General features: G+C 65.9%; 8 protein-coding genes and 1 pseudogene. 1 reads left to right on the top strand and 8 read right to left on the bottom strand.

Annotated elements, in window-relative coordinates:
• Nucleotides 1–110: 110 nt before the first annotated feature.
• The 3 genes and pseudogenes from DFR72_RS24735 to DFR72_RS47755 all read right to left on the bottom strand — a co-directional run.
• Entirely contained in the window at nucleotides 111–932 is an 822-nt protein-coding gene (locus DFR72_RS24735; protein WP_143086755.1) for a hypothetical protein, read from the bottom strand.
• Nucleotides 929–1,318, bottom strand: coding sequence for a hypothetical protein (locus tag DFR72_RS47115; RefSeq protein ID WP_245983464.1), 390 nt, complete (start codon nucleotides 1,316–1,318; stop codon nucleotides 929–931). Before DFR72_RS47115 ends, DFR72_RS24735 begins: the two co-directional genes overlap by 4 nt.
• A 77-nt stretch (nucleotides 1,319–1,395) precedes the next feature.
• Nucleotides 1,396–1,925: pseudogene (locus tag DFR72_RS47755) on the bottom strand (amino acid transporter); the annotation flags it as partial.
• Between the two features lie 87 nt (nucleotides 1,926–2,012).
• On the opposite strand from DFR72_RS47755, the gene DFR72_RS24720 reads away from it, so the two are divergent.
• Entirely contained in the window at nucleotides 2,013–3,509 is a 1,497-nt protein-coding gene (locus DFR72_RS24720; protein ID WP_090066855.1) for a DUF6883 domain-containing protein, read from the top strand.
• A gap of 57 nt (nucleotides 3,510–3,566) precedes the next feature.
• Here DFR72_RS24720 and DFR72_RS24715 read toward each other — a convergent pair whose 3' ends face one another.
• Genes DFR72_RS24715 through DFR72_RS24695 form a run of 5 tightly spaced genes read right to left on the bottom strand, consistent with a single transcriptional unit; the run spans nucleotide 3,567 to nucleotide 11,740 of the window.
• The gene (locus DFR72_RS24715) at nucleotides 3,567–6,566 is read right to left on the bottom strand and encodes an AAA family ATPase (protein ID WP_090066854.1); all 3,000 of its coding nucleotides are present in this window, start codon (nucleotides 6,564–6,566) and stop codon (nucleotides 3,567–3,569) included.
• A complete protein-coding gene (locus DFR72_RS24710; RefSeq protein WP_090066853.1) occupies nucleotides 6,563–7,810 on the bottom strand; it encodes a metallophosphoesterase family protein in 1,248 nt (415 codons plus the stop codon). Before DFR72_RS24710 ends, DFR72_RS24715 begins: the two co-directional genes overlap by 4 nt.
• Nucleotides 7,811–7,839: 29 nt before the next feature.
• On the bottom strand, nucleotides 7,840–9,174 hold the full coding sequence (locus tag DFR72_RS24705) for an AAA domain-containing protein (RefSeq protein WP_090066852.1): 1,335 nt from the start codon (nucleotides 9,172–9,174) through the stop codon (nucleotides 7,840–7,842).
• A complete protein-coding gene (locus DFR72_RS24700; RefSeq protein ID WP_090066851.1) occupies nucleotides 9,171–10,643 on the bottom strand; it encodes a hypothetical protein in 1,473 nt (490 codons plus the stop codon). Before DFR72_RS24700 ends, DFR72_RS24705 begins: the two co-directional genes overlap by 4 nt.
• Nucleotides 10,640–11,740 carry a hypothetical protein gene (locus tag DFR72_RS24695; RefSeq protein WP_211335520.1) on the bottom strand — a complete coding sequence of 367 codons (1,101 nt, stop codon included), beginning with the start codon at nucleotides 11,738–11,740 and terminating at the stop codon, nucleotides 10,640–10,642. The genes DFR72_RS24700 and DFR72_RS24695 overlap by 4 nt, the downstream gene beginning before the upstream one ends.
• Nucleotides 11,741–11,748 lie beyond the last annotated feature (8 nt).

Here is an 11,748-nt window from a genome sequence, read left to right as displayed (position 1 = left end):
TCACCCTGCTGTCCATTCAGACAGTCTCCCGTGAGCCGAAGCCTCAAGGCGGTGTCCGGCACGATCGTGTGCAGCCGGGTCGGTGTTCGAACTCATGCCCGATCTTGCGGCTAAGCCGCCCGGCGTGTGTCGAGGAGTGTCCAACCAGCCTCGATCATCTTCTTGGCAATCGCCACGCTGATATGCAACTGGTCCTCGGACGGCAGGGTCCGGCCCTGGCTTACTGCGGGATCATCAGTTGGCTGCAACGTTGAGCGGTCCACCTTAGTGATCGCTTCCCACTGCTTGCCGTGCGTGGACCCACTGTTGATCTTCCAGCACACGAGCGCCAGCTCACCAAGGTCTTGGCCGAGAGCCTCCTTCGAGGCGTCCCTGACGATCACGGAGTAGGGCAGACCCGCGGCAACCTGCGCTACGTCCTTGTCCGACATGCCTCGGTCCCTGGCGATCTTCTGGAGTCTGCCCTTCCAGGCAGACTTGGAGTTCTTGGGCTCCGCGATCGGTCGGGTTCCACGCCGTTGCGCGTTCTCGCGCATCGTGTCGATGAGACTGTGCTGATCGTTCACATCGGACCACGCGACCCTGAGCGCGCGTAGAATTCGGGTCTCTCGATCATCCGGCACGAGCATGTAGACGGCTGTCGCAGCGTTCTCCAATGCCGCCCGCAGCAACGTGAACTGCGCGTTCCCGTAGAAAACCCGCACGTCGGCGAACAAGGTGCGCGCGGCGTGGAAGTGATCAACCGCGGCGTTCAGACTTGCGACGGCGAGGTGTGACAAGCACTTCGGGCCGGTCGCCGCGTCGTCGACACCCAGCTCGCTCGCGGGGTCCACAGGCTCGGACGGCCTGCTGGTCCGCTCAAGCCACTCCTGGGCCGACTCGAAGCTGCGCGCGATGGCCCGCGCAGCCTCCTGCGAAATCTCGTCGCTCACCTCTGCGTGCATAACGCGCCTCCTTGACAACAGGAGGGTACGTAAGGCTCGCAGATTTGCGCTTCGTATTTCCGGTGCACGGCATCGTCGTGCCGCAGTGGCTGATCACCGGCCAGCCTGCGTTGAATTACGACGAGCGCTAGCCTTGCAGCTCGGTCTAGGACCTCAGCGGCGTCGGTGTTGCCGAGGTCGGCGAGCCTGCGCAGCTCAGCCAAGTCTTCGCGTTCGCCGGCCAGCTCGACGAGCACGTCGACGGCATCCGCACCGCCCGCCTCGGCAAGACGCCGCAGTTCGGCCATGTCACCGGCCTCTCCCACGAGCTCGACCAGCTGACCGATCGCGTCTGGATCGCCGTCATCGGCTCGGCGTCGCAAGTCCTCATCCATATCGCACCTCATCGATCTCGCAGTTGATCTGAGCGACGACTTGGGAGTTGTCACGCTGAATCCTGTCTTTCACGCCCTCAACCGCCCACATGGATGCCGGGACGCCGTTCCGGCTCGGGTTCGCCGGCACGGATGATTTCCCGCACGACCGGAGCCGTGTCCCCGCGGCCAAGCAGTAGGTAGCGGAACAGGTGACCGAGCGGATTGCCCTCGCTCCAGGCGAAGTCACAGTGCGGGCGCACACCGGTCGCGTCGCGCAACGCGAGCAGGATGGCGGCGATGGCGTTGGGCGCGGCGGGACTGCCCGCCCGCAGAATCCGGTGCCTGTCGACCTCGACGCCGCGCACCTGGAACACCTCGCTGAAGTCGGAGGGGTCGACCACATCGATCTCCAAGAAGAGCACGTCGGCTTTGCACCGGTACCGGGTTCGCCTCTCGCTGCTCGGCCTCCTTGGCCGCGTAACTCCGCGGCGTCGCCCACCTGACGGCGGTTGGCGATGAGAGTGAGGCTGCCGTCGTGGGCCAGCGAGTCGGAGACGAAGCGGCGGGCGGTTTCGTCCAACTCGATGTGCTCCACCCTGAGTTCGGGCGTGCGGGTCACTCGAGATGCCTGGGCCGGGCCGACCAGTCAGCAAGACCGGTCACCGCCTCATAGCCCTGCCGTGAACAGCGGCAAGCACGAATACTGGCGGACATGGCACAGGACTCCGACACGGCGCCCCTTCGTGAACCACCCATCGCCATCTTCGTCCGTGCGGACGACCTGTCTCTGGCGCACGAGGTCGAGTACGGTCCGACGATCAAGCGGTCACTTCTTTCCGCCATCCTCGCGGTCGACGAACAGCGGCGCTGTCAGTTCCAGACGTACTGGGGATCGCTCGTGCTGCCGGCCTGGCGCTTGGCGAGAGCGTCATCCGCCCCGACGCCAAGCATCGAACTCGCGCTTGATCCATTCCTGCTCTGGTCCTCAGCCAATGCACTCTGCCGAAGCGGTAGGCGCGGGTGGAACACGCTCGGTGCCCATGTGCCGTGGTTGCTCGGGAACTCGAACGTCTACATCGGCGTCTTCTCCAGGCTGTCAAGCAGCCTGCATGCACGGCTGGACGAACAGCTGCAGTCCCAGAGTTGGTACGTCGGCGCGATGGAAGTCGAGTTGGACAACTCGCTTCACCGCAGGGTGTTCTCCTTGATTCCTGGTTGGCGATACTCACAGGCTTGGGTCGACAACCCGACCGAGGGCGGGATTACGGTCGAGGAGCTCATCGCGGGTCTCGCAGTGGGCGGCGCGGGCCTCGCAGATCATCCGATCGCGGCACGCCATTGCCAGATCCCGTGGAGCTCAGCGTCAGTTCCTCACGATGCGCCAGTGACTACAGCGGCAACGGCCTTTGAAATCGGGACGACATACCAAGAGTCGATCGCTGCGCTCGTCCATCGGTACCAGCAGGCCGAACGTCCTCTGTCATACGAGGTCGGACGCAGACAACCTCTCTTGGACGAACTTCGAGGCAAACTCCACGACTACGCCTTGAACCCTGGCCACCAGAAGGGTGGAAAGGAGAAGGCCGAGTTCTTCAGGAAGGAACTCGGCCTCGAGCAACAGGACTGGAAGCTCCTCGCGATCCAACTCATCTCGTCCCTCCAGTCCGCCGAACCGCTGAACTTCAGGGATGAGGCTGCCTACGGCGAACGACAGCACCTCCGCTTCGAGATCAGTGCCCCGGTCGTAGGGCTGAACGGGAAGACGAAGTCGGTCAAAGCCGCGTGGAAGATCGAGGACGGCTTTCCCGCCCAGCTCGTCACGGTCACCCCAGAGAAGAGACACCTCAGTGCCGAGGAGGCAGACCCACTCGCGCCCGGCGACTGGACCGCTTTGTACAACATCGCACGGGTGGTTGCTGATCGCGCCTTGGAGGAGTGTCGGCCCACTCCCATCGCGCTCACAGGGCTTAAAGGCACGGATGTCGCACCAGAAGGGATGGCGGGGTTCGCATTGCTCTGTTTTCCCGACTCCAGCAACGAGTTCGTCCGATGGCTCCTGAGCGAAGGGCACGCCTTCGAAGACTCATTTGGAGCGCGGATCATCGCGCCGGGCTTCGACCTCGAGCCGGCGGTTGCCTGGGCCGAGGCGATGGCCGACGTCTTGCAGAAAGCGAACCAACCTTGTTCGGTCGAGCACATGTTGGACTGACCTCGCCGCCTTACACGTGTAGAAGCACAGCGTCTCGCAGGTTCGAGCATCCCGGGATCAGCTCAGAAGCCCGGCAAGGTGTTCGGTGGCCAGGGCGTCACGTTCATCGTCTGTGAGCCAGTCTGCGGTGCTGCCGTTGAAGGAAGCCTTGACGGACAGCACGTTGTCGAAGTTGACCGCGACCGCGCGCATGTGGCTGATCACGGCAACCAGTCGTCCTCCATCGGCGTGCGCGGTGAGCGTGTCCAATGCGCTGGCGAGGGTGTCGGAATCAAGTGATCCGAAACCTTCGTCCAGGAACAGGGCTTCGACTCGCGCTCCACCATGCGCTGTCAGCTCGACGAGCGCCAGCGCGAGCGCGAGACTTGCCAGGAACGTCTCACCTCCGGAAAGCGTCTTGACGTCACGGGACTGCATCGTGAGGCCGTCGATGATCAGAAAGTTCTCGTGGAAACCGAACCGGCCGTTCGTCATCGACTGCAGCTTGTGCGTGGCGATTCCCAGCAACGCCAACTGCCGGCGCCGCACGACCTCGTGGATGAACTTGCTGTCGGTCAGCAGGCCGCACAGGTCCCGGAGACCGGCGAGCACGGGATCGGTCTGAGCGATGCGGCGGTCCAGCTCATCGCACAACGGCTTGTTCCGGCGTGCCGCGCCCAGGTCACGGTCCGCGTCTCGTTTCCGGACCGTCGCCTCGAGCAGCTGGTCCTCGAGCTCGGACTCGTCCGCCAGCCCGGCAGCGGCGAGCACGCTCGCCGATTCCTCCCGAGCAGCGTCCGCACGTGCGACAACTCTGTCCACTTTGGATCGCGAAGCGCGAGAAAGGGTTTCGACGGTGGCGAGCACGTCCTTCGCCCACATCGATTCCTCTGCGATCGTCGCCTCCGCTGGGTGATCCGGAGCGACGGGCAGCGCCAGCAGCGTGGCGATGTCACCCGTCATCTCGGCCAGCAGCACCAGCTCCTGCCGGATTCGCGCCAGCGGACGTTCCACCTCGGTCCGCTTGCGTGCACTCACCTTGTCGTGTTCGGAGCGGGCTTCGCGAAGGTCGGCGCGAACCTCGGCCAGTCGCGTCAACATCTCGCCCAGCTCTTCGTCGCGGAGGCGCGCGAGTTCCCGGCGTTCCTGAGCGACGACCTCTGTCAACTCCCCCTGAACACGGAAGTGCGACGACAACTCGTCGTGTGCCTGGACCAGGGCTGTCCACCGCTTCTCCAGCGCGTTCTCGGCCCTGGAGAACGCCCTACGGCGTTGCGCCAACGCCTTCCGGCCCTCCGAGAGCTCGGTCTCGCTCCTGGTGACGTTCTCCCGTGCGGCCTTCGCGATTTCCTTGCGGATCTCGCACTCGCCTTCCGCAGCCCTGACAGCTTCTGCCAGCACTGTGAGGATCATGTCGTCGTCCGCGTCGATGCCACGATGTCCGAATTCGGCCTCGAACAGGCGGAATGCTTCTTCCTGCGCCGCGACAACCTCCTGCGCCTTGTTCCGAGCGGACCTCAGACTGCCCTCTGCCTTGCCGTGCGCCGCGACTGCCCCGATGAGAGCTTTGGACGCCTTGGTGCAGCGCGTCTGAGCAGCTTTGCGTGCGGCCTGCGCCTCGGTGATCCCGGTGGAGGTCGGGCTGTGGAAATCGTCCGGCAGCGTGCGGTCGCAGACGGGACACGGTCCGCCCGGCTCGACGCCCGCCGAGGCGTGGACGGCCGCTTCAGCACGCCGCGCATTTTCCAAAGTGGTGTCGGCGGCGCCGAGCGCCTGTTTTGCTTCTTCCTCCCCGTTCTCCGCAGCCTTCAAGAGCGTCAGCTGCGCAGTGCAGGCGGATTCTTCCTGCTCGACGAGCTTCGCGGCCTCGATGGCCTTGAGATCGGCCTCCCGCACGTCGGTGAGAAGCGCAGCGCCGGCCTCGAGCTTCCGATGTGCCGACTCGCGGTCGGCCTCCGAGCTCTCCAAGGCGCCTTCCAGGGCCAGCGTGTTGGCCGAACTTCCAGTGAGGTCGCCCTCCTTCTTTTTGAGAGCAACCTCTTCGTCCCCGATCGCGGTGCCTTCGTCGGCAAGCCGACGTCGTTCCTCAGTGATCGACGGGAGCTGGGTGAGAATGGCGTCGAACGTGGTAAGCGCCCTGGTGGTGTCAGCCGGCCCCGTTCCCGCCTCGTCAGCGGCGGCGAACCGCAGTTCGACGGCATCTTCCGCTTCCCTCGCGGTGTCCACCTGCTTTTGGGCGAGAGTGAGCTGATCGCCCAGCTCGGCGTCGAGGTTCACCAGCTCGCTGAACCGCTCGACGACGTGCTCGGGCACCTTGTCGATACGCCGCGCGGCAGTGCGGAGATCACTGGCCTGTCGCAGGGCCTCTTCCTCTGTGTCACGAAGCCCTGCGATGTCCGCTTCGACCTCCTCAAGTCGCGCTCTTTCTTGCTGCGCATCGTGGAGTCGGCGTTCGGCGTCTGCGATGTCGTGGTCGATGTCGGCGGGAAGTGCGCTGCGGCGGCCCTTCAGCCGTTCGAGTTGAGGCGCCAGCCTGTTGACAGCAGCGGCACTCTGGTCACGCACCTCGTCGACCCGGTCGAGTCCGAGGATGCTCTTGAGCACTGCCGTCCGGTCTGAACGCTTGGTGTGCAGGAGTTCCTGGAACTTTCCCTGCGGCAGCAACACCGCCTTGAGGAAGGTGTCGAGGTCAAGTCCCACCAAGCTCGTGATCTTCGCGTTGACCTCGCCCGCGCGATCAAAGACGGTGGTGCCGTCGTCGAGTGACTCCAGGTGGTGCGTCGAGGGTGGCGAGTTGTTCACCGAAGTCGTTCTCTTGACCCGCCAGGTCTCGTCACGCACGCGGAAGGTCAGTTCGACAGCGAGCGTGCCGTCTCCGCCGTCCGCGATCAGGCCCTGGGCGCTGCGGGAGTCCCAGGTGCAACGTCCGTACAGGGCGAAGCACACTGCTTCGAGCAGTGAGGACTTGCCTGCGCCGGTGTCGCCGATGACGGCCACGAGGTCGCGGCCGGTGAAGTCGACCTCTCGCAGGGCTCGGTACGACCGCAGGTTCTTGAACTTGAGTTTCAACGGCCTCATGCCACGGCCTCGTCTCCGGGAAGGGGTTCCGCGAGTGCGGACTCCACGCTGAGGACCAGGTCATCGTCGTTCTCGATGGCGGTCAGGGCGGTGGTGAAGAGTTGGTGAACCTGCTCGGCGGGAGCCGACAGCGTGCCCGTGGTGGCGAGGTACTCGCGGAACAGTTCTGCAAGGTCCAAGTCGGCATCGTGCGTTGCCGGGTCACCGGTGACCATCTCGAGCCTGCGGTCGGCACAGACTTCCAGGAACTCGACGAGGACAGCTTCCGGCAGCAGGTCGCGCACTTGGTCGTACAGACCGGGAACGTGGGTCGGCGTGTGAATCGTGATGTGACAGAGGTCGTTGCCGATCGACGGTGCGAGCGCACGGAGGTCGTCCAACGTTCCGACGAACTTGCGCAGCTGCCTGCCACCGCTGAGCGCAATGGTGCGGATCGCCGCTGGGCTGCCTGGTTCCACGTCCACCAGCACCACGCTCTTGCGTTCACCTGCCTCACCGAAGTCGAGTTGCAGCGGCGACCCTGCGTAGCGCCCGGTCACCTTGGCGCTCGGCAGTTCCTGAGGCTTGTGGATGTGCCCGAAAGCCGCGTAGGAGACCGTGGTCGGCAGGGCGTCGGTGCTGGTCTCGTAGTACTCGCACGCGTGGGCGCGACGCTCGCTCCCGGCGAAGTCGACACCGCCGATGTGCAAGTGCGCCGCGAACAGCGCGATCTCTCGACGGGAATCAAAGTCCCGCTCCAGCTCAGCCACCAGCTCTCGCTCGATGGCACTAACGCGCTCGGTGTAGGCCTTGCGCCACGTTCTGGGGTCCTCGAAAGCCTCGACAGCGCGGTTCTCGTGCACGAACGGCAGCACGGCGAGCCGTGCGGTAGTTCCATCCGGCATGGAGAAGCGCAGCACGCCGCCGTGCTGGGGGTGGAGAGGACGGTCGATCAGGTGCACTCGGCTATCTGCGCCGAGGACGAGGGTGAGGAACCGGAAGAGCTGCTCTGTGTCATGGTTGCCACGCACCACGACGACCGGGGCGATCGAGCCGAGGTCGCGCAGGACGGTGATGGCACGTTCGAGGTCGGACAGACCTGGCCGTGCGTGGTCGAACAGGTCGCCGGAGTGGATGATCAGGTCGGGCTTTTCCTCCCGTGCCACGGTGAGGGTCTCGGCCAGGACCACGTCGTGGTCAGTGGCCCTGGGTTCCTTGTACAGAATGCGGCCGAGATGCCAGTCGGACGTGTGCAGGATTCTCATGGGACTCCTTGGTGATCGCGGCGGTGCGATCAGGCGGCGCGCACGCGGAAGGGCTCGAGGTGCGCGAGCATGGCGTGGTTGGCTTCCCATCCGTCGGGGAACTTCGCCGGAACGTCGATGTGCATCGGTTCGCTGGACGGATGGCTGTCGAGCAGTGCCTGGATACCGGCTCTCGCGACCACGACGCATGCCTGCCGATGACGGGACGTGAGGACGCAGAGTCGGCCGGCTTCGAGGTGAAAACTCGTCGCGTCGCGGCGGCCGGACAACGGGTGCAGAACGACGACGAAGTCGTATTCGCTGCCCTGCAAACGATTGGCCGTGTCCACGGTGATTCGGTCGCCGCCGGCCATGTGGCGCAGACGTTCGCGAACGGCGTCCACCTGGTCACGATGCGCGGCTCCGACGGCGATCCGCTCGGCAGTGACCGTTGCTCCGCCGGGTTCGGTCTCCGACCACGCGGTCGCTCCCCGTTCGAGCACCCGCAGCGCGAGCCGGGCCGTGGCGTCGACGGCCTCGGCATCGGTGCGCACCGTGTGCCGCGCGGGCAGCTCGTGCAGCGCCCAGCCGCTGCGCGCGGCCACGTCGAGCGTCTCGTCGACCGCACCGCCGCCCAGTCCGCGGGTGCTGAACTCCAGACGGCGCTGGTCCGCGGTGGTGCCCGGTTCGAAGGGGGTGAACGGGTAGAAGGCGTCCGATACCGGCGGTGCGGCGCGCGTGGACAATCGCCATGAGTAGGGCAGTTGGTGCTGCGGCAGGTGCGAGTTGCTGCGGAGCATGGCGGCCACCGCGCTTTGCATCGGGTCCCACCGCAGGCCAGTCCACCGGTCGTTGTCGATGACCGTGAACGGGTCGAGCTGCCCAGGGTCGCCTACGAACAAGGCGCGTTCGAACCGCGGGGCGAGGCGTAGAAGCATGTCGGAGCGCATCTGGTAGGCCTCGTCGATGATCGCCCACGGCATCCGGACATCGGGTACGAAGTCCCACTTGGCTGCGGGGGCGACGACGATCGGTGCGTCGCCGAGGTCGGTCAGCTTGTCCCGGACGAGGACGTTCGAGCGACTCAGGTGCAGAGCCCTCGCGATCGCCAGGTGGTCCTTGCCGCACAGCCGGCCGATGATCACGTCAGGTGCCCGCAGGGTCATGCGGGCGACCAGGTCGTCCGCCTGTGCGTTGGTCTGCGCGACCACCATGACGCATTCACCGGCTGCGGCGAGGTCGATCGCCGACCGCACCACAAGGGTCGACTTGCCCGCGCCTGGAGGGGAATCGACTACGACACCGAGGTGCCGTCGTGAGGTGAAGTCGTCGAGCACCGCACGAACGACCGCATCCGCTTCGTCAGCCGGGGAACGACTCGTCACGACTGCTCCTCCTCCGGCGTGGCCTGGATGGCAGGCTTGGTGGGGTCGGGAGGTGGGCCTCCGTGTGTCCACGGCGTCTGGTTCCTGTCCGGGAAGTCACCGCGCGGCCGAAACTTCTGCCGCAGCTTGCTGTAGCAGACGTGCTCTCCTACAACCGGTAGCGATCCTTCTGCGGGAAGGGCTTTCTGCCCCATTCCACCCGCGAGCTCGAGCACGACCTCCCTGCCGCCGGCCGAGTCGGTGATCGACACGATCTGTGCTTCCTGCTTCGGAAAGCGCTGGCAGGACAGCGTGGCTTCGCCTAGCGAAAGCCGGATCCGGTCGGTGGTGCTGACCGTGATCAACGGCCGTTTCGCCTGGCCGGTACGCCGGTGCGGCTCGGACGTGATCACGGTGCCCTCGAACGCCTCACCTTCCAGCCGGTGCTCGGCCATGACGAGCGGATCGTCCAGCGCGCGGTCGGCGTCGAAGGCATCCTGAAGGCGTTCCAGTTCGTCGAGCCGCTTCGCCGCGCGCACCGCGCCGTCTCGCTTGGCCTGGGGAAACCTGCTGTCCGCCGCGAGATCGGCGCAGTACTGCGCACAACGGGTCAGATCACGCTGCCACCGTGACGCCACACTCGCGCCTGGCGGCAGCGTCCGCATCCGGTCGATCGATCGCCACATCAGGTCCCAGGTGGGCGCTACCTGATCACGCAGCAGCTTCTCCAGCTTCGCCTTGGCTTGGCGCACGGCGTGCGGTCCGGCAGTACGGCACGCATCGATGGCCGGTGCCAGCTCCACCCGGTCGAACACCGGATCGGTGGCCGGGCCCGCCGGTGGGTGGTCGACCGGGTTCTCGGCGGCGCGAGCGGCTTCGGCGCCGGTCATGCCGTCAGGAGGTTCGATCCATGCCAGCAACGCCGCCAGGTGTGCGTCCTCGAGCGCGCTCTGGCCCGTGGCCCAGTGACGCGCGAGGACATCCGTGGCGGCGACGAGCGTCGACGAACCGGGGTGCTCCGCCTGCTCAGCGAGAAATGTCAGCCACATCCCGAGCCGCGGCACCGTCAACGGCACCGCGTAAGGACCCTCGGTCGACTGGAATCGCAGTGAGCGCCCGAACAACCGGAGGAAGGTCACCCCTGCAGTACTCGGTACCCAGAGTTGTGGCCCGTCGCCGCCGGGCACCTGCCTGTCCGGTGTGGTCACCGAGGAGAACCCACCGATGTACGTGTTCAAGGCCATGCCCAGCGCGGCGGTGAACTCGAACCTCTGGCGGCGGTCGTACGGCTGGGACACGAAAAGAAAACGCGGCGCCGCCGGGTCGTCGCCGATCATGGCCGCCAGCGGCGCGTTCGGTTCCCCTGCCAGCGCAAGGGGCACGAGCACGAACGGACGCTTCGCGACGTGCACGTGCCGGACGGTGGCGATTGGCTGCGCCCGCCCCGCCGCAGCCGCGTAAGCACGTGCCAGCGCGGTGAGAACACTCATGCGACACCTCCCAGGCACTCCCGGCGCAGCTGCTCGGCAGCACGCAGCCGTGCTGCGGACTCCACCTCGTGCTCGTCCGGAGCCTGCGTGCCGGCGGCGAGCGCGAGGACCGACGAGATGGTCTCGATGCCACCGAGCTGCTCCTGCACACTGCGTCCCAGTGCGGCGGTCCTGCCCGCGGCCTCGGAGCGGCAGAGGTAGGCCATCTCGCAAGCGGAGAGACATTCCGGCACGTACCTCGCTTCCAGCAACGAGAGGGTGTTCAGCAGTTCAGCGGGTGAACGCGTGGTGTCAAGGACAAAGCCTTCTGGCAAGCCGCCGAGCACAGCATCCAAAGTAGACAGACGATGCAGCTGCCTGCTCAGGACGGCCACCTCCTTGCGCACGTCCAGCTCGGCGGCGGTAGGGCGGTTGGAGAAGTTTTCCGGGCAGACCAGCACCACCTTGTGCGACACAAGGCCCGGCGCGAAGCCCAGGCTGACGAGGAACTGCCGCAGCGCCAGCACGTACACGGCGGATTGGACGGCCGCCGCCTTGACCTTGGCGGGGTCGGCCTGGCGATCGAGAATCGGAAACGACTTGATCTCCACGACGCGGAAACTTTGCCCGATGCGGAAAGCGATCAGGTCCGGCTCCAGGTACACAGCGCGGCCGGAGACGTCGAGCTTGAGCAGCGGGTGGTCGAACAGAGTGCCGGCGTCCTCGCCGGACCGGGCCGCCTCCGCGAGGAGCTGCTTCGATCGAATGTGCCTGGCTTGCAGGGTCTCCCGCCCTGCCACGCTGCCCAGGTCGTCGTAAGCGACCTCGGGCAAGGGCAGTTCGATCACCTCACGAAGCAGGCGCAGCAGTTCGGCGCAACCGTTAGCAGTGACCAGCGCCTCGAAAGCGTTGCCCCTGGTAATGGCGAAGGGAGACATCCCGTACGGGAACGGGTAGCCAACCTGTGCGGCCAATGCCGCTTTGTCGATGAACGCGGCGTCGATAACTCGCCGCCGGGTGCATCCAGGATTGTTGGTGAGCGCGGCGATCGTCCGCGCGTTGTGCGGTGTCGGCTCGACCGGGCCCCGGATCCGGTCCAAGCGGATGTCGATGTCCAAAGTTGTTT

The organism is Lentzea flaviverrucosa, from assembly GCF_003350445.1.
Lineage (GTDB): Bacteria > Actinomycetota > Actinomycetes > Mycobacteriales > Pseudonocardiaceae > Lentzea > Lentzea californiensis.
This window is presented reverse-complemented; position numbering and strand designations above follow the sequence as displayed.

Excerpts from the sequence above, each read along its gene's own strand:
- DFR72_RS47115 (WP_245983464.1), bottom strand. The coding sequence starts at position 1,318 with ATGGATGAGGACTTGCGACGCCGAGCCGATGACGGCGATCCAGACGCG.
- DFR72_RS24720 (WP_090066855.1), top strand. The coding sequence starts at position 2,013 with ATGGCACAGGACTCCGACACGGCGCCCCTTCGTGAACCACCCATCGCC.
- DFR72_RS24715 (WP_090066854.1), bottom strand. The coding sequence starts at position 6,566 with ATGAGGCCGTTGAAACTCAAGTTCAAGAACCTGCGGTCGTACCGAGCC.
- DFR72_RS24710 (WP_090066853.1), bottom strand. The coding sequence starts at position 7,810 with ATGAGAATCCTGCACACGTCCGACTGGCATCTCGGCCGCATTCTGTAC.
- DFR72_RS24700 (WP_090066851.1), bottom strand. The coding sequence starts at position 10,643 with ATGAGTGTTCTCACCGCGCTGGCACGTGCTTACGCGGCTGCGGCGGGG.